Origin of the sequence: Mesorhizobium sp. M0184 (assembly GCF_040322215.1) — a bacterium.
In the GTDB taxonomy this organism is placed as follows: domain Bacteria; phylum Pseudomonadota; class Alphaproteobacteria; order Rhizobiales; family Rhizobiaceae; genus Mesorhizobium.
On record NZ_JAMYSZ010000013.1, the window covers coordinates 91001 to 108448 of the forward strand.

Below are 17448 nucleotides of genomic sequence, written 5' to 3' on the forward strand. Positions count from 1 at the left end.
TTTCGCAGCCGCATTCACGAAACGACGAGCAACAAAGATCCATAATGATGTATCGATCAATATTTCTGCCAAACGGAACATCTCGAAAAAACTCTCGTTGGTATAGATCGCGATAGAGCGATGCAACTCGATGGAGACACTAAGATGATGAAAATTCTCTCTGCATCCCTACTTGCTATCGGCCTGGCCACATCTGCCATGGCACAATCCATGGACTCCGGGACCGGTAGCGCCGATGGCAATACCGGCGTCAACACAGGCACTTCCGGCGGCAACACCGGGACCGGCAGCGCAGCTACCCCGAACACGATCGATCCGAACGCAACGAACTCTACCACGCCGCAGACAAACGGTATGGAGGACCGCTGCAAGGATACGGCGGGCATCGATACCGACAACAACACCCCCAGCGGCGCTATGACGTCGGATATGCAGAACTGCAACAAGTAACGGAGTTTTGCGCAGCGATCATTTCAGCCCGCTGCCTGGTCGAGTCCCGGTGCTCGCGGTTCAAACCACAGCCAGAAAAATGCACAGACCGGGCACGGGCTCACTACTTCTGAATGGATCGGCGAGCCCAAGTAGGGCGGCCGATTACACTAGTCTCAGCTAGGTTCTGCGACGGCCAGCCCGGACGGGCGGGCGGCCGTTCTGCTGATTTTCGCGGAGAGAACTGGTGGAGCCAATCGGAATCGAACCGACGACCTCTTGAATGCCATTCAAGCGCTCTCCCAACTGAGCTATGGCCCCACTCCGGCAGTTCACCGGCGCCGTTTCCGGCGAAGAGATCCGGCGCGGGTTCTAGACCGCGCCGTTAGTGATGGCGGCTTCTAACCCCGCCCTCAGTCAATATCAAGCCTTCAAGAACCGCTTTTTCTAGGCAGCGCCGCGAAAGCCGGCGAATGCGGTTCGCTCAGACTTCGTCGTCGTCTTCGCCGACGCCGATCATGTCGGCAACGTCGTCGTCTTCTTCCTCCTCGTCGGCGAGGAACGTGTCATCCTCGTCATCGCCAAGGTCAACGTCGTCTTCGTCATCGCCGAGATCGGGAAGCTCGTCGGCCTTCGCGTCCTCGTCCGCCTCTTCGAGCGAGACGACCTCGACGCCCTCTTCCTCCTCGGCGTCCACTTCCTTCTCGGCAACTTCCTCTTCCTCCTCGAGGGCGGCGATCTTGCCTTCCTCGAAATAGGAGCGCGGATAGCTCTTGCCCGTGTAAGGCGAGACGATCGGGTCCTTGTTCAAGTCATAGAATTTTCGACCTGTCTCCGGGTCGATGCGTTTGGTGCCAAGTTCGGGTTTTGCCACAGCAAGCCTCGTCGATGAAAGTTTGGTCCCCTTAACCAGAGTTTACGGCGCTGTCAAAGCGAAAAGCCGGCGTCCCAAAAAGCTTGAATTCGAAGGCCTTCATACCAAGGGGATGACCATTTCGGTACGCCATGATAGGAGACCCCGCAAACCAGCAGAAAATGGCCGGCCGCCGGCGTTTCCAGGAAAGAACCATGTCGCACACTGCCGCCCCGAAGCAGGCCACCGCCCGCAAATCATCTGGCCTTTCAGGCGCGGCACGGGTGCCGGGCGACAAGTCGATCTCGCACCGCTCGTTCATGTTCGGTGGCCTGGCCTCCGGCGAAACCCGCATCACCGGGCTGCTGGAAGGCGAGGACGTGATGCGTACGGGCGCTGCCATGAAGGCGATGGGCGCTCATATCGAGAAGCATGGCGCTGAGTGGGTGATCCGCGGTACCGGCAACGGCGCGCTGCTGCAGCCGGAAGGCGCGCTCGACTTCGGCAATGCCGGCACCGGCTCACGCCTCACCATGGGCCTGGTCGGCACCTATGACATGGAAACCACCTTCATCGGCGACGCCTCGCTGTCGGGCCGGCCGATGGGCCGCGTGCTCGAACCGCTTCGCCAGATGGGCGTGCAGGTGCTGAAGGCGACGCCCGGCGACCGCATGCCGATCACGATGCACGGGCCCAAGCACGCCGCGCCGATCACCTACCGCGTGCCGATGGCATCGGCGCAAGTCAAGTCGGCGGTGCTGCTGGCTGGGCTGAACACGCCGGGCATCACCACCGTCATCGAGCCGGTTATGACGCGCGACCACACCGAAAAGATGCTCAAGGGGTTCGGCGCCAATCTGTCGGTCGAGACCGACGAGCGCGGCGTGCGCCACATTTTCATCGAAGGCCAGGGCAAGCTCACCGGCCAGACGATCGCGGTGCCTGGCGACCCCTCCTCGGCCGGCTTTCCGCTGGTGGCGGCGCTGATCGTGCCGGGTTCGGACATTACCATCGAAAACGTGCTGATGAACCCGACCCGCACAGGCCTTCTGCTGACGCTGCAGGAAATGGGCGCCCGGATCGACATTCTCGAGCGCCGCAATGAAGGCGGCGAAGACGTCGCCGACCTGCGCGTGCGTTACTCCGAGCTGAAAGGCGTCACCGTGCCGCCCGAACGGGCGCCGACCATGATCGACGAGTATCCGGTGCTTGCCGTGGCGGCGAGCTTCGCCGAGGGCGAGACGCTGATGCTCGGGCTGGAAGAGCTGCGCGTGAAGGAATCCGACCGGCTGTCGGCAGTGGCCGAAGGGCTGAAGCTCAACGGCGTGGACTGCAGCGAAGACGAGGCCTCGCTTGTCGTGCGCGGAAAACCCGGCGGCAAGGGCCTCGGCCAGCATCCCAACGGACAGGGCACCATCGTCCAGACCCATCTCGATCACCGCATCGCCATGAGTTTTCTGGTGATGGGGCTGGCGACGGAAAAGCCCGTGACCATCGACGACCAGGCGATGATCGCGACGAGTTTTCCGGAGTTCATGGGCCTGATGAAGGGGCTCGGTGCGGAGATTGAATGAAATATGTCTGCGTACATTGGAAGCACGAGCGGCCGGAGCAACCATCTCATCTCTGGTATGAGATTGCCGACGACAACTATCAGTCGAGAACAATAGAGTTCTATCGGGACGGTTCAGTCGGTTTTGCGTCACGTGGCGTCGCGCCAGATGGATCAGAGGACCTCGAAGTTGGCGGGACAACGAACTCAGACCAACCTTTTCCGGACCTCGACGAGATCAACGCTGATCCTGTATTTGAGGCGGTGGAAGTCACGGCGGCAGAGTTTGAAAAGCGTTGGCAGCAGGCGCTTGCCTCGCGACGGCATATGACGGCGTCCTTCACCATCGCCATCGACGGACCTGCCGGTGCCGGCAAAGGCACCCTTGCCCGGCGGCTGGCCGATCACTATCGGCTGAACCTGCTCGACACCGGCCTTACCTATCGCGCGGTGGCGCATGCGCTGCTCCGGCTCGGCCTGCCGCTCGACAATGTCTCGGCCGCTGAAACCGCGGCTCGTCAGGTCGATCTGGCAAAGCTCGACCGCGCCGTGCTTTCGGCACACGCGGTCGGCGAGGCGGCTTCGAAAGTGGCTGTCATCCCGTCGGTCCGGCGCATACTGGTCGACAAGCAGCGCGACTTTGCAAAAACCCCGCCGGGTGCGGTGCTCGACGGCCGCGACATCGGCACCGTCGTCTGTCCCGATGCCGACGTAAAACTCTATGTCACGGCCAGCGCCGAGGTGCGGGCAAAGCGGCGGCTGGACGAAATCGAGAGCATCGGCGGCACTGCCAATTTCGATGAAATCCTTGCCGATATCGTGCGCCGCGACGAGCGCGACATGGGCCGCATGGACTCGCCCTTGAAGCCGGCGGCCGATGCGCACTTGCTCGACACGTCGGAAATGGCTATAGAGGCCGCGTTTCTGGCAGCTCAGGTGATCATCGACAACGTCCTGGCCAAGAGAAACGAAGCCTGAGCCGGGTTTTCCTGCCGCCGCCGATTGCCGGCGACAACAAGAATTCCCATATCGGGTATGAACCAGCCTGCCAGCATTCTTCATGCGCCGGAATTGCCGCTCAAGGGCGGCCAAGGGCTTTTTGCCCGGAACGCCGGCAGGCCAACGCAACGCTAACCCACGGCGCCCGCCCCGCGACAGATTGCGGGGCATTCCAGGAGAAACTATGTCAGTTGCAAATCCCACTCGCGATGATTTCGCGAGCCTGCTCGAAGAATCATTTTCCGCCGGCCATTCCGGCGAAGGCCAGGTCGTCAAGGGCATCATCACTGCCATTGAAAAGGACATGGCCATCATCGACGTCGGCCTCAAGGTCGAAGGCCGCGTGCCGCTGAAGGAATTCGGCGTCAAGGGCAAGGACACGACGCTCAAGGTCGGCGACACGGTCGAGGTCTATGTCGAGCGTATCGAGAACGCGCTTGGCGAAGCCATGCTGTCGCGCGAAAAGGCCCGCCGCGAAGAGAGCTGGGTCCGTCTCGAAGAGAAGTTCACCAAGGGCGAACGCGTCGAAGGCGTCATCTTCAACCAGGTCAAGGGCGGCTTCACCGTCGACCTCGACGGCGCCGTGGCTTTCCTGCCGCGGAGCCAGGTCGATATCCGCCCGATCCGCGACGTCTCGCCGCTGATGCACAACCCGCAGCCCTTCGAGATCCTAAAGATGGATCGCCGCCGCGGCAACATCGTGGTGTCGCGCCGCACCGTGCTTGAGGAAAGCCGCGCCGAACAGCGTTCGGAAATCGTGCAGAATCTCGAAGAAGGCCAGGTGGTCGAAGGCGTCGTCAAGAACATCACCGACTATGGTGCGTTCGTCGACCTCGGCGGCATCGACGGCCTGCTGCACGTCACCGACATGGCCTGGCGCCGTGTCAACCATCCGACCGAAATCCTCAACATCGGCCAGACGGTCAAGGTGCAGATCATCCGCATCAACCAGGAAACCCACCGCATCTCGCTCGGCATGAAGCAGCTCGAGAGCGACCCGTGGTCCGAGATCGGCACCAAGTTCCCGATCGGCAAGAAGATCAAGGGTACCGTCACCAACATCACCGACTACGGCGCGTTCGTCGAGCTGGAGCCGGGCATCGAAGGCCTCATCCACGTTTCGGAAATGTCGTGGACCAAGAAGAACGTGCATCCCGGCAAGATCCTGTCGACGACGCAGGAAGTCGACGTGGTGGTGCTCGAAGTCGATCCGGCCAAGCGCCGTATCTCGCTCGGCCTCAAGCAGACGCTGGAGAACCCGTGGGAGGCCTTCGCGCGCAGCCATCCGGTCGGCAGCCAGGTCGAGGGCGAGGTCAAGAACAAGACCGAGTTCGGCCTGTTCATCGGCCTCGAAGGCGACGTCGACGGCATGGTCCACCTTTCCGACCTCGACTGGACCCGTCCGGGCGAGCAGGTGATCGAAGAGTACAATCGCGGTGACATGGTCAAGGCGCAGGTGCTCGACGTCGACATAGACAAGGAGCGCATCTCGCTCGGCATCAAGCAGCTGGCCAAGGACACGGTCGGCGAAGCAGCGACGTCAGGCGAACTGCGCAAGAACGCAGTCGTCACCTGCGAGGTTATCGGCGTGAAGGATGGCGGTCTGGAAGTGCGGCTGGTCGACAGCGGCATCGAGACCTTCATCAAGCGCTCCGATCTCAGCCGTGACCGCGACGAGCAGCGCCCCGAGCGCTTCACCGTCGGCCAGAAGGTCGACGCCCGCGTCATCGCCTTCGACAAGAAGACCCGCAAGCTGCAGGTCTCGATCAAGGCGCTGGAAATCGCCGAAGAGAAGGAAGCGGTCGCCCAATACGGTTCGACCGACTCCGGCGCTTCGCTGGGCGACATCCTTGGCGCCGCGCTGAAGAAGCAGGGCAGCTAAGCCAACACCGCGCCTCGCGCGGGTTATAAACGAAACAAAAAAAGCCCCGCCGGAACGATCCGGCGGGGCTTTTGCTTGTGACCTTTTGCTTGTGACGAGCCGCAGGCTCAGGCCCGGCCGTAGAGTGGCACCAGCGTGCCGCTGATCGCCATGTTGGCCGGCGAGGCGAGATAGGCAATGGCCTCGGCGGCCGCTTCAAGGCTGACCCATCTGCTGAAATCTGCGTTCGGCATGTCAGCCCGGTTGGCCGGCGTGTCAAGCGTCGAGGGCGCCACGGCGTTGACCAGGATGCCGTTGCCCTTCAGCTCTTCGGCCATCGCCACAGTCATCGCGGCGACTGCCGCCTTGGCGGCGGCGTAGGCCACCTTGCCGGAGCCGCGCCGCGGATCGAGCCCGGCTCGCGCGGTGACATTGACGATGCGGCCCGGCACGGAAGATCCCAGCATCGAGCGTATCGCCGCGCGGCAGCACAGAAAGGTGGTGCGGGCATTGGTGTCCATCATCTCGGCGAAGGAGGCGGGTTCGATCTTCTCGACCGGCGCCGCGGTGAAGCCGCCGGCAAGATGCACCGATGCCCATAAATCTGGAACGCTGGCATAGAAGGCGTCGACCTTGGCAGGGTCGGCAAGGTCGACATTGTGCGCCAGCCTGACGCGGTCATGCGCCGGAAAGGGAAAATGCGCAGGCGCGGCAGCGTGGGCATTGGGCACATGGCAGATCGCGCCCTGCTCCAGCAGTTTTCCTACGACCGCGCCGCCAAGGGCACCGGTGCCGCCGGTCACCACGATATGTCTGCCGTCCAGTGTTTCCGTCATATTCGACCGCTCCGTCATTGCGCGCCGCCGATGCGGAAGGTCGCGCCTTTCGCGCGATCACTCAACCGAAATCTCGATGACGTAAGGTCGTCCAGTCGCCCGCGCGCGCCCAAGCGCGTCCGCCAAGCCGCCGGTGCCGGAAATCCGCTCGGCGGCAATGCCGTAGGCTTCGGCCAATTTGCAGAAATCCGGCGGTGCCGGGGAGACGCCGACCGGCTCGACGCCGACGTCGAGCATCGAGGTCTCGATCTCGCGGTAGCCGCGATTGTTCCAGACTGTGAAGATCACCGGCGCCGCAGCGTCGAGCGCGGCGCCCAGTTCCGGCAGGGTGAACTGGAAGCCGCCGTCGCCGGTGAGGCAAACGACCGGCGCCTCAGGCCTGGCAAGGGCGGCACCGATCGCCGCTGGCGGGCCATAGCCGAGCGCGCCGAAGCCGGTGGCGGCGTTGAACCAGCCGCCCGGCCGGTCGTGATCGTAGTAGAGGTTGGCGGCGTAGACCGGCTGGGTCGAATCGCCGACGATGATCGCGCCAGGCAGCGTATCACGGATCGTCTCGACGGCGCGCAGTTGCGCCTGCATAGCCGGGCCAATCTCGGCAAAGGCCGCCTGCCGCGTCGCGGGGGGGCGAGCTGCGCCGCCGCCCGATTGCGCCTGGCCCGTGCCGAGTTCGGCATGCAGCGCCTCGAGCGCTGCGCCAGAATCGGCCTGGATCGAAATCCGCGCAGGCCGGCGGGCAAGCTGGTCGGCGCCGATGTCGATGCGGATCAGATTGGCGGGAAGGACAAAACCGCCGTCGCCATAGCCGTCATAGTCGGTCGGACCGAATTCGGTGCCGGCCGCAATGACCAGATCGGCGTCGGCCATCAGCGCACGCACCGCCTTCAGGCTGGGACTGGCCGGCACGCCAAGCGGATGACGATGGAGCAGGCCGCGCGCATTGGCGGTCTGGACGACCGGCGCTCCCAACCTCTCGGCCAGGCGCTGCAACGGCGCTTCGGCAGCTTTGGCGCCGCCACCGGCCAGGATAAGCGGCCGGCGGGCAGACGCGCATAGCCTTGCCGCCTCTGCAATCGCCGCCACATCCGGCTCGGGCGGCGCTGAATTCCGCAGCAGCGGCACGATGCCGTTGGCGGGCATGGTCATGACATCGGTCGGGATCTCGATATGCACCGGACCCGGACGCGAGGATGAGAACAGCGCAAAGGCGCCGGCGAGCACGCCGGGCAGTTCGCCGGCCTCCGTGACACGGTGCGAAAACAGCGCCACCTTCTCCATCATGCCGCGCTGGTCCGGCAATTCATGCAGATGGCCAAGGCCTTTGCCCAGCGTCGGTGTTGCGTTGACGCCGGAGATTACCAGCATCGGCACCGAATCGGCGCGCGCCTGGCCCATGGCGGTGATGGTGTTGGTCAGTCCTGGCCCGGTGATGACGAAGGCGACGCCCGGCTTGCCGCTGGCGCGCGCATAGCCGTCGGCCATGAAGCCGGCGCCCTGCTCGTGGCGCGGCGTGACGTGACGGATATTCGACCGCGCCAGTCCGCGGTAGAGCTCGACCGTGTGCACGCCGGGAATGCCGAACACGATGTCGACGCCGTGCGCTTCCAGCAAGGTGATGAGCGCTTCGCCGATGGTCGTCATTGTCTTAGCACCGGGCGCGTGAGGCAGGTAGGGCCGCCCTCGCAGGCAATGCACAGCGCATCGGCCTCGAATGTCGAGACCGTACAGCCGGCGGCTTGCATGGCAGCCGCCGTCTTCGGAAAACCGGCAACGGCGATAACCTGGCGCGGCGCGGTCGGCAGCACGTTCAGGCTGAGCCCATTCGAGGCGAAGAATTCGTCGGCGTCGCCCTCGACCAGCCGAATGCCGCGTTCGCGCAGCATCTGGTGGAAGGCGACCGGCAGGAGGGGCGCATAGACCAGCGCCAGATCGTCTGCGAGCGGGCTGATCACCGACATCAGATGCAGGCAGGCCTCCTCGCCCTGCCAGAGCGGGAGGTCGAAGCCATAGACCTGGATGCCCTTGGGTGAAAGCAGGTTGGAGAGCTGCTGGATGCCGTGCTGATTGGTGCGCACGCCGCGGCCGACGGCCAGCGTGTTTGCATCCACCCACACGCAGTCGCCGCCCTCGACCTGGCCGGGAGCCTCGATACGGCCGAGGGTGGGGATGCCCATGCGCCCGTAGGCTGCCTCGTGCAGGCCGGGCTCTCGCCGGCGCAGCGCCTTGCCCATGGCAAGGATGACCGCGCCATGGTCGGTCATCAGCGACGGATCGTGGGTAAAGACCGAATCGGCAAGCCCGTCATCGGCGTCGCTCAGCCATTCGATTTCGGCACCTGAGACAGAAATCAGCCTGGCCAGTGCATCATGCTGGGTTGCCGCTTTTTGTGGATCGAAGCCGGGGCCATAGTGCCACTCCAGCGCTTCGGCCCGACGCATGGCGCTGGCGGCGGAGCGCATCAGCACGCGCTGCAGCAGCCCGGCCATCGACTGCGACCCGTATGCTTTGCCCACTAAGTTCTCCTGAAACGCGCCCCTCCTGCCAATAGCCACTCGGCAGGCGGTGATCAATGGTCCAAAAACTGCGGTTGACGGAGGCAAGCGGAACGGTCCATCTTGAGAATCGGAACGCTGTCCAGTGACGGGTAATGGGTAAAAAATTCCAGCAAGCACTGCCTCGGCTTCTCCGCGGGGCGCCGCGACGATGACAGCGCCGGCCACCGCCCTGAAGCATACGGCGCAGAACGGCGCCGCCGAAGCCATCCACGTCGAGAACCTGCACAAGAATTTCGGCAAGCTGCATGTATTGAAGGGCGTTTCGCTGTCGGCGCGCGATGGCGAGGTGATCGCCATCATCGGCGGCAGCGGCTCGGGCAAATCGACGCTGCTGCGCTGCATCAACTGCCTGGAGAACCCGACCAGCGGCATCATCCGGGTCAATGGCGAAGAGATAAAGCTGAAGGCCGACAGCTACGGCCACACCGTGCCCGCCGACCGCAAGCAGATCGAACGCATCCGCTCCAAGCTCGGCATGGTCTTCCAGAACTTCAATCTGTGGAGCCACATGACGTTGATCGAGAACGTCATCGAGGTTCCCGTGCATGTGCTCGGCGTCAAGCGCGATGTGGCGATCGGCGAGGCGGAAAAATTGCTCGCCCGCGTCGGCCTGGCCGAAAAACGCGACGTCTATCCCGCCTATCTGTCGGGCGGCCAACAGCAGCGCGCCGCGATTGCCAGGGCGTTGGCCATCAACCCGCGCGTCATGCTGTTCGACGAGCCGACCTCGGCGCTCGATCCGGAGCTGGTCGGCGAGGTGCTGAAGGTGATCGGCGACCTGGCGCGCGAAGGCCGCACTATGGTGCTGGTCACCCATGAGATGAAGTTTGCCCGCGAGGTCGCGACGCATGTCGTCTACCTCCACAACGGGCTGGTCGAGGAAGAAGGGCCGCCGGAACAGATCTTCGGCGCGCCGAAATCCGAAAGGCTGAAGCAGTTCATCCGCAACATCAGTTAAACTGTGGGCGGACGAAAACCGGGAACAACAACAAAACTGGGAGTCATGACGATGAAGATTATTCTCAAGACCTTTGCCGCAGCGCTGCTGCTCGGCGTTGCCGCGATGGGCGTGGCCAAGGCCGATCCGGTCAAGATCGGCGTCGCCGCCGAACCCTATCCGCCCTTCGCCTCGCCGGACGCTTCCGGCAAATGGGTCGGCTGGGAGATCGAATTCATCGATGCCGTCTGCGCCGAGGAGAAGCTCGACTGCGTCATCACCCCCGTCGCCTGGGACGGCATCATTCCGGCGCTGACGACCAAGAAGATCGATCTTATCGCCGCCTCGATGTCGATCACCGCCGAGCGCGAGAAGACGATCGCCTTCTCGGACAAATATTACAACACCCCGACTGCGATCATCGGGCCGAAGGACCAGAAGTTCGGCTCAACACCGGAGGACCTCAAGGGCAAGATCATCGGCGTCCAGGTCTCGACCGTACACGCCGACTACGCCAAGAAGCACTTCGCCGACGCGGCGGAAATCAAGGAATACCAGACCCAGGACGAGGCCAACCAGGATCTTGCCGCCGGCCGGGTCGACGCGGTGCAGGCCGATTCCATTGCCCTCGACGCCTTCCTGAAATCGGACCAGGGCAAGCAATGCTGCGATCTGAAGGGCATGGTCGCGCCGGATCTGGCCATTCTCGGGCCCGGCGTCGGCGCCGGCGTCCGCAAGGAAGACTCCGAGTTGAAGGAAAAGATCAACGCCGGCATCAAGGCCATCCGCGCCAACGGCAAATATGACGAGATTTCGAAGAAGTACTTCGACTTCGACATTTACGGTGCCGACACGCAGTCGAACTGACGGCCTCATCCATGAGCGATTAACCACGCGGCCCCTATAGAGCCGCGTGGTTCGTCGAAATCCATCGACGCGAGCTTCCGCGGGCGGAGATCGCCGGCGGTTTTAGCGCCAGCAATTCGAGGGCGACGCTGATCAACGCATTTGTTCCGGCTTGGGCCGCCTCTGCCATCGCGCTTCTCTCGCCCGTGCCGCCGGGCTGGGGTGGAACGCTCATCGTCGGGCTGCTCCATACGATCGAGATCGCGGTCGGCGCCACCGGTCTCGGCCTTTTGATCGGCATCGGCGGCGCCTCCGGCAAGCTGTATGGTGGTCCGGTGGTGCGCGATCTCCTGGCAGTCTATACGACCGTCGTGCGCGCCGTGCCGGAGCTGGTGCTGATCCTTCTGCTCTATTACGCCGGCACCGACCTGATCAATCAGATGCTGACGGCAATGGGCTATCAGCGCATGGACATTAGCGGGCTGGCGGCCGGCATTGCCGTGCTCGGCTTCGTCCAGGGCGCCTATTCGACCGAGGTGATCCGCGGCGCGATCCTTGCCATTCCGCAGGGCCAGATCGAAGCCGCGCGCGCCTATGGCATGTCTCCCGGCCTGCTGCTGCGGCGCATCACGCTGCCGGCGATGCTGCCGTTCGCCATACCCGGCCTTGCCAATCTCTGGCTGATCGCCACCAAGGACACCGCCCTGCTGGCGGTCGTCGGCTTTTTCGAGCTGACATTGGCGACACGGCAGGCGGCCGGCGTCACCAAAGCCTATCTGACATTCTTTATCGCCGCCGGCGCGATCTACCTTCTGTTGACGCTGGTTTCGAATCTGATCATCGGCCGTATCGAGACATGGGCCCGCCGCGGCATGCCGTCGCTCAAGGAGGCCCGGTGATGGCTGACCCGGCGATGACTGGCGAAGCGGCGGCCGTCGAGATAGCCGCACGCGCTTCGCTGTGGCTGAAGCCGCATCGTATCGTGCTGATCCTGATCGCGCTGGGGCTGGTTTTGGCGGCGGCCGTCTTCATGCGCTGGGACTGGCTGCCTAAATATTACGGGATAGGACTGCTCGGCATCTGGCGCGCGCTGTGGATTCTTGCCGTCACTTGCACGCTGGGTTTCCTGCTCGCCGTGCCGCTCGGGCTGGCGCAGGCTGCGGGCTCGTTCTGGTTCGCGGCACCCGCCAAGGTCTTCTGCACCGTCATCAGAGGGACGCCGCTGCTGCTGCAGCTCTGGTTGCTCTATTACGGGCTGGGCTCGCTGTTTCCACAATATCCATGGATTCGCGAGTCTTGGATGTGGCCCTATCTGAGGCAGGCATGGCCCTATGGCGTCCTCGGGCTGACGCTGTCCTTCGCCGGTTATGAGGGCGAGGTGATGCGAGGCGCTTTCGCCGGCGTGCCGAAAGGCCAATTGGAAGCCGCCCGCGCCTTCGGCATGAGCCGCTGGAGGATTTTCCAGCGAATCTGGCTGCCGCAGGCCTTCTACCGCGCGCTGCCGACACTGACGGGCGAAACCGTGCTGCAGCTGAAATCGACGCCGCTGGTGGCGACCATCAGCGTGATCGATATATTCGCCGTCTCTTCAAAGGTGCGTCAGGATACCTACCTCACCTATGAACCCTTGCTGCTCCTGGCGTTGATCTATATGGCGATCACCGGCATCCTCGTCTTCACCCTGGGCAAGATCGAGGCGCGGATTCCGAACAAGATTGGTTAGGTGAATGGTGAATGGTGAATAGTCAGTAGTGAGTAGCCCGTAGTGTTACCGGCTAAGTCCCACTCACCATTTACCATTCACCCATTCCCTCAGATATCCATGGCAATCACAATGCAACTCAGTCTCGACCAGGCGACAGGGCTGTGCCGGATGGCCGCACTTGGCGCTGGCGCCAACGAAGAGGCGGCGCAGTCGCTGGCTGCCTCGATCGTCGCGGCCGAGGCGGAAGGACTGTCGATCGTCGGGCTTTCGCACTTTATCGATTATCTTGAAGCACTGGAGGCCGGCCGTATCGACGGCAACGCCGATCCGGTGATCACCAGGCCGGCGCTCGCGGTCTATCTTTCCGATGCGCGCGGCGGCTTAGCGCATACCGGTTTCGACCGCACGATCGATGACCTCGCCAAGGCGGCGCGGCTGTTCGGCGTCGCCATCTTTTCGCAGAAGAATGCTTATACGTGCGGCGCGCTCGGCTATTTCACCGGACGGCTGGCCGCGCAGGGATTGGTGTCGTTCGCCGCCACCAACGGCCCGGCCGTGCTTGCCGGCTCGGGCTCGGTCAAGCCGGTCTACTGCACCAACCCGATGTCCTTTGCGGCACCCGCCGCGGACGGGGCGGCGCTGGTCATCGACCAGTCGTCGAGCGCCACCGCCTTCGTCAACATCCGCAAGGCGGCCGAGGACGGCAAGAAGATACCCGAAGGCTGGGCACTGGATGCCAGCGGCAATCCGACCACGGACCCGGCAGCTGCCATGAAGGGCGCCATGCTTGCCTTCGGCGGCCAGCGCGGCGCCAACATCGCGCTGATGGTCGAGGTGCTGGCTGCGGGCCTGTCGGGCGCCAACTGGTCGCTCGATGCGCCATGGTTCAGCGGCGGGCCGGACAGTCCGGGGACCGGCCTGTTCGTGCTTGCCGTCGAGCCCAAGCTGCTCGATCCGGACTTCGAAAAGCGGATGAAGGATCAGCTCGACCGGCTGCGGCGGCGCTATGGCGTGCATGTGCCGGGGCGTGCCCGGGCCGAGGCCGCGGAGAAGGCGGCGGCGCGCGGCATAAGCGCGCCAAAAGCCGTGGTGCAACGCATTTCCGAATTTGCCGGGCGCTATTCGTCCTGAAGAAATTCGTTTGTCCGATGAGCGGCTGACGAGGCCGGCCGATCCGGCAGCGCGAGCCTACTTCCCGCAATGATGATCGTTGATCGCGTTCACCGCATTCGCGTCCGGTCCTACCCTGTTGTAGGAGCAGGGTTCGGCGGCCGTCGTGAACAGGTGGTTGTCATAGTAGCGCGGGCCACCGAACAGAATGTCGATGATGTCGCCGTTGGCGGGAACGTAGCGTACGGGTTGAGCTTGGTGGTGATGCCGGTTTGCCGCGAATGCCGAGGCACCAATGCTGCAGCCTGTTGCGAAAGCCAGAGCGAAGATCGCAACGCGTTTTGTCGTCATCGGCAATATCCTCCATTCGGAATCAAATCATACATCTAAAATCGCCGGCCCGAACAAAGGTTCCTGTTCCTAATGGAGTTGCCGTAAAGCCGGGCCTCGGCGGCGTTTTCTGCCATTTCGAACGGATCCGGAAATTCATGCTTCAACAGTGCCGGGCGACCGATGGTCGCCCTTTGCCTTTGGCGCGAAACCGACTATGAAACGGCTTCAATCAAGCCATCTGGATAGCCCGCCGGAGCCAGCCATGACCGAAATCCTTCAGACCCCAAAGCTCGTCGTCGTTTTCGGCGGCTCCGGCTTTGTCGGTCGTCATGTCGTGCGGGCGCTGGCCAAGCGCGGCTACCGCATCCGGGTTGCCTGCCGCCGGCCCGATCTCGCCGGTCATTTGCAACCGCTTGGCAATGTCGGGCAGATCCAGCCGGTGCAGGCCAATGTCCGGGTGCGCTGGTCGGTCGACCGCGCCGTGCAAGGCGCGGACCATGTCGTCAATCTGGTTGCGATCGCGCATGAGGCCGGCCGGCAGAAATTCACTGCCGTCCACGAGTTCGGCGCGCGCGCTGTCGCTGAAGCGGCGCGCGCCGTCGGCGCCGGCCTCACCCACATCTCGGCTCTGGGAGCGGACCTCCACGCGCAATCGGACTACGCGCGTACCAAGGCGCTCGGCGAAAAGGCCGTTCTTGAGACGGTCCAAGACGCCGTGGTCTTGCGGCCATCGATCAATTTCGGGCCGGAGGATGGTTTCTTCAACCGCTTTGCCAACATGGCCCGCTTTTCCCCAGTGCTGCCGCTGATCGGCGGCGGGCAGACGAAATTCCAGCCGGTCTATGTCGGCGACGTCGCCGAAGCGGTGGCGCACTCGGTCGACGGCAAGATCCAGGGCGGCCGGATCTATGAACTCGGCGGGCCGCAGGTGCTTACCTTCAAGGAATGCATGCAAGAGCTGCTTGTCATCATCGAACGCAAGCGGTTTCTGCTGCCCGTGCCATGGTGGCTGGCGAACCTCCAGGCATCAATTCTCGGGCTGTTGCCCAATCCGTTATTGACCAAGGACCAGGTCCTGCTGTTGCGCCAGCACAATGTCGTGTCGGAAGCCGCCGTCAAGGACAACAGGACGCTCGCCGGCCTCGGGATCCAGCCACGGTCGATCGGAACCATTCTGCCCAGCTATCTCTGGCGCTACCGCGCCGCCGGCCAGTTCCAACGCAAGTCCGCCGCATAACACGAGCGGACGTGCGGTTGCCTACGAGCCGCGCCGGGTGACCTGCATCGGCAGGCCGCCTTGCGGCTGCGTCGTCAGCTTCTGCACCGGCCAGGGGCGGGTTTCCGCGGTGGCGTCGAAACGGTAGCGCGACAGCATGATCGCCAACGCGATGATCGCCTCCTGCATGGCGAAGCTGGCGCCGATGCAGACGCGGGGGCCGGCGCCGAACGGCAAATACTGGAAACGATCGATCTTTTCGCGGTTTCCCGGATGGAAGCGTTCCGGCATGAAAGCGTCGGGCCGGTCCCACAATTTCCGATGGCGGTGGACGACCCACGGCATCACCAGCACCGCGGCACGTCGCGGTATGTAGAGGCCGTTCCAGGTTTCGGGCTCGATCGGTTCGCGGTTGATCGACGGCGCCGGCGGATAGAGCCTGAGCGCCTCGTCGAAGGCGGCGCGGGTGAGCGGCATGGCGTCGAGCCATTTCGTCGGGTCGGGCTCACGCGCCAGCACGGCATCGATCTCGCGCTCGATCTTTTCGCGCTCCCACGGCGCTTCGGCAAGGCAGTAGAGCGTCCAGCCGAGCGCCCTGGCCGTAGTCTCGTGGCCGGCACCGATAAAGGTGATGATGTTGTCCTCGACCTCGGCCCGGGTCAGCCCGCCCGGTCCCTCCGCCTTCAACAGCAGCGTGAGAAAATCCTGCGGCACGGTGTCCGGAGCGCGCCTCAGCCGCGCCTCGCGCATCTGCACCGTGTCGGTGACGATCTTGCGGAAGTAGGCCATGGTCTTGCGGCCGCGGATGCGGGTTAGGCGCGGCAGCCAGTCGGGCGCACGCAAAAGGTCGAGCGGATCGACCCGGCCCATGGTCTCGAACAGGCGATCGATCTCCTTGGCGAAGCTGCCGGGCTCGCCCGATATCTCGCCCGAAAACAGTGTCTCGGCCAGGATGTCGAAGGTGAGCAGCGTCATGTCGTGGGCGATGTCCGACGTGCCACCTTGCTCGTAACGGGTGACGAATTCGAGCGTGCGTTTCAGCATCGGCTCGGCGAAGCCGAAGATGTGGCGCGGCGTGAACACCGGCGCCATCGCCTTGCGCGAACGCCGCCACACTTCGCCTTCGGCGGTAAGCAGGCCGTCGCGCAGGATTGGCCGCAATATCTTCTGACGCACCGTCGCCATCTTGTAGTTCTTGGCGTTATCGACGAGCACATGGCGGATGAGGCCGGGATCGTTGGCGATAACCAGCGGCCCGCCGACGCCGGTCACCGAAATCCAGGGCTCGTTGTAGGTCGGCTCGCCCCACAGTTCGAGCGGATTGCGGTAGACGATGCGGATCATCTCCAGCGTCGAGGGCGGCGCTGTGCGCGGCTTCGGCGCCGGCGGGACGAAGGGGACGGGCTGACTGTCCATGGCTTGCTCCGCTGACACCTCAATGTAGTGGCGGGCAAGGCAGGCGTCCATGTGACTGGACGACAAGGCGAAGCATCCGCTCTCTGGAATGTGACCGGGGCACCGGAAAGTGCCTGCTTGCTGTGTCCGGCTGCGTGTCTTAGGTGGCAGCACCACAGATGCCACTAACCGGCGGGAGCCTGCCTTGAAGCACCAGTTGAACGTCATCATCGGCAGCACGCGGCCGGGCCGCGCCGGACCCGCTTTCGCAAAGTGGCTGGAGAGCTTTGCGCGCGAGCATGGCAAATTCGAGCCGGTGCTCACTGACATCGCCGCATTCAACCTGCCGGTGCTGGACGAGCCGCATCATCCGAGACTCGGCAAATACGAAAACAGCCACACGAAAGCCTGGTCGAAAGCAATCGACGCCGCCGACGCGTTCGTCTTCGTGGCGCCGGAGTACAATTATTTCACCGCTCCCGCGATCGTCAACGCGGTCGACTACCTGCTCAGGGAATGGCGATACAAGCCGGCCGCCATCCTCAGCTACGGCGGTGTCTCCGGCGGCTTACGAGCGGCGCAGGCGGTCAAACCGTTGCTGACCGCCGTCGGTGTCATGCCGATTCCGGAAGGCGTGGCGCTGCCGATGTACCAGAAGCTGCTCGACGAGACCGGCGCCTTCCTGCCCAGCGAGCAGGTGCTCGGCGGGGCCAGGACCATGCTGGACGAGCTGTTCCGCTGGAGCGAAGCGCTGAAGCCGATGCGGGTCGGCTGACAACGCGAACGGCCCAGCTTGCCGATGCCGCAACTTGCTCATGCCATAA

General features: G+C 63.7%; 17 protein-coding genes, 1 tRNA gene and 1 pseudogene. 12 read left to right on the plus strand and 7 right to left on the minus strand.

The window, feature by feature from the left end:
- Nucleotides 1-144: 144 nt before the first annotated feature.
- Complete coding sequence (locus tag NKJ23_RS17725) at nucleotides 145-450, plus strand: hypothetical protein (RefSeq protein ID WP_352623313.1); 306 nt, start codon at nucleotides 145-147, stop codon at nucleotides 448-450.
- Between the two features lie 224 nt (nucleotides 451-674).
- Here the strand turns inward: NKJ23_RS17725 and NKJ23_RS17730 are convergent.
- Both NKJ23_RS17730 and NKJ23_RS17735 read right to left on the minus strand, forming a co-directional pair.
- Nucleotides 675-750: transfer RNA gene (locus NKJ23_RS17730), tRNA-Ala, on the minus strand.
- A 163-nt stretch (nucleotides 751-913) separates the two neighbouring features.
- Complete coding sequence (locus NKJ23_RS17735) at nucleotides 914-1303, minus strand: TIGR02300 family protein (RefSeq protein WP_023676282.1); 390 nt, start codon at nucleotides 1301-1303, stop codon at nucleotides 914-916.
- A gap of 194 nt (nucleotides 1304-1497) precedes the next feature.
- On the opposite strand from NKJ23_RS17735, the gene aroA reads away from it, so the two are divergent.
- The 4 genes and pseudogenes from aroA to rpsA all read left to right on the plus strand — a co-directional run bounded on the left by aroA (nucleotide 1498) and on the right by rpsA (nucleotide 5715).
- A complete protein-coding gene (aroA, locus tag NKJ23_RS17740; protein ID WP_352681420.1) occupies nucleotides 1498-2856 on the plus strand; it encodes a 3-phosphoshikimate 1-carboxyvinyltransferase in 1359 nt (452 codons plus the stop codon).
- A pseudogene (locus tag NKJ23_RS17745) lies at nucleotides 2853-3131 on the plus strand (DUF6881 domain-containing protein); the annotation flags it as partial. The gene aroA and the pseudogene NKJ23_RS17745, both read left to right, overlap by 4 nt.
- A 30-nt stretch (nucleotides 3132-3161) precedes the next feature.
- Nucleotides 3162-3812 carry a (d)CMP kinase gene (cmk, locus tag NKJ23_RS17750; protein ID WP_352625169.1) on the plus strand — a complete coding sequence of 217 codons (651 nt, stop codon included), beginning with the start codon at nucleotides 3162-3164 and terminating at the stop codon, nucleotides 3810-3812.
- Between the two features lie 205 nt (nucleotides 3813-4017).
- Nucleotides 4018-5715, plus strand: coding sequence for a 30S ribosomal protein S1 (rpsA, locus tag NKJ23_RS17755; protein WP_023676278.1), 1698 nt, complete (start codon nucleotides 4018-4020; stop codon nucleotides 5713-5715).
- Between the two features lie 107 nt (nucleotides 5716-5822).
- On the opposite strand, the gene NKJ23_RS17760 is transcribed toward rpsA, so the two are convergent.
- Genes NKJ23_RS17760 through NKJ23_RS17770 form a run of 3 tightly spaced genes read right to left on the minus strand, consistent with a single transcriptional unit; the run spans nucleotide 5823 to nucleotide 9013 of the window.
- Nucleotides 5823-6530, minus strand: coding sequence for an SDR family NAD(P)-dependent oxidoreductase (locus tag NKJ23_RS17760; protein ID WP_352625129.1), 708 nt, complete (start codon nucleotides 6528-6530; stop codon nucleotides 5823-5825).
- A 57-nt stretch (nucleotides 6531-6587) separates the two neighbouring features.
- Nucleotides 6588-8168 carry a 5-guanidino-2-oxopentanoate decarboxylase gene (locus NKJ23_RS17765; protein WP_352681422.1) on the minus strand — a complete coding sequence of 527 codons (1581 nt, stop codon included), beginning with the start codon at nucleotides 8166-8168 and terminating at the stop codon, nucleotides 6588-6590.
- The gene (locus NKJ23_RS17770; protein WP_352681508.1) at nucleotides 8165-9013 is read right to left on the minus strand and encodes a dimethylarginine dimethylaminohydrolase family protein; all 849 of its coding nucleotides are present in this window, start codon (nucleotides 9011-9013) and stop codon (nucleotides 8165-8167) included. Before NKJ23_RS17770 ends, NKJ23_RS17765 begins: the two co-directional genes overlap by 4 nt.
- A 217-nt stretch (nucleotides 9014-9230) precedes the next feature.
- Between NKJ23_RS17770 and NKJ23_RS17775 the strand changes: the two genes are divergently transcribed.
- The 5 genes from NKJ23_RS17775 (at nucleotide 9231) to NKJ23_RS17795 (ending at nucleotide 13701) form a co-directional block, all read left to right on the plus strand.
- On the plus strand, nucleotides 9231-10040 hold the full coding sequence (locus NKJ23_RS17775; protein WP_023676274.1) for an ABC transporter ATP-binding protein: 810 nt from the start codon (nucleotides 9231-9233) through the stop codon (nucleotides 10038-10040).
- A 51-nt stretch (nucleotides 10041-10091) separates the two neighbouring features.
- Complete coding sequence (locus tag NKJ23_RS17780; protein WP_352568373.1) at nucleotides 10092-10886, plus strand: transporter substrate-binding domain-containing protein; 795 nt, start codon at nucleotides 10092-10094, stop codon at nucleotides 10884-10886.
- 212 nt (nucleotides 10887-11098) lie between these two features.
- Nucleotides 11099-11764 (plus strand): ABC transporter permease, encoded by a 666-nt coding sequence (locus NKJ23_RS17785; protein ID WP_352578586.1) that lies wholly within the window; start codon nucleotides 11099-11101, stop codon nucleotides 11762-11764.
- Nucleotides 11764-12588 (plus strand): ABC transporter permease, encoded by an 825-nt coding sequence (locus tag NKJ23_RS17790; protein WP_502894420.1) that lies wholly within the window; start codon nucleotides 11764-11766, stop codon nucleotides 12586-12588. The genes NKJ23_RS17785 and NKJ23_RS17790 overlap by 1 nt, the downstream gene beginning before the upstream one ends.
- 111 nt (nucleotides 12589-12699) lie before the next feature.
- Complete coding sequence (locus NKJ23_RS17795; protein WP_352681424.1) at nucleotides 12700-13701, plus strand: Ldh family oxidoreductase; 1002 nt, start codon at nucleotides 12700-12702, stop codon at nucleotides 13699-13701.
- Between the two features lie 57 nt (nucleotides 13702-13758).
- Here NKJ23_RS17795 and NKJ23_RS17800 read toward each other — a convergent pair whose 3' ends face one another.
- Nucleotides 13759-14031 carry a hypothetical protein gene (locus tag NKJ23_RS17800; protein WP_352681426.1) on the minus strand — a complete coding sequence of 91 codons (273 nt, stop codon included), beginning with the start codon at nucleotides 14029-14031 and terminating at the stop codon, nucleotides 13759-13761.
- Nucleotides 14032-14275: 244 nt separating this feature from the next.
- Here NKJ23_RS17800 and NKJ23_RS17805 point away from each other — a divergent pair, with 244 nt between their 5' ends.
- On the plus strand, nucleotides 14276-15250 hold the full coding sequence (locus NKJ23_RS17805; RefSeq protein WP_352681428.1) for a complex I NDUFA9 subunit family protein: 975 nt from the start codon (nucleotides 14276-14278) through the stop codon (nucleotides 15248-15250).
- 21 nt (nucleotides 15251-15271) lie between these two features.
- Here NKJ23_RS17805 and NKJ23_RS17810 read toward each other — a convergent pair whose 3' ends face one another.
- Entirely contained in the window at nucleotides 15272-16645 is a 1374-nt protein-coding gene (locus tag NKJ23_RS17810; protein WP_352681430.1) for a cytochrome P450, read from the minus strand.
- A 184-nt stretch (nucleotides 16646-16829) separates the two neighbouring features.
- Between NKJ23_RS17810 and NKJ23_RS17815 the strand changes: the two genes are divergently transcribed.
- Complete coding sequence (locus NKJ23_RS17815) at nucleotides 16830-17399, plus strand: NADPH-dependent FMN reductase (protein WP_352454723.1); 570 nt, start codon at nucleotides 16830-16832, stop codon at nucleotides 17397-17399.
- The last annotated feature ends 49 nt before the right edge of the window (nucleotides 17400-17448 follow it).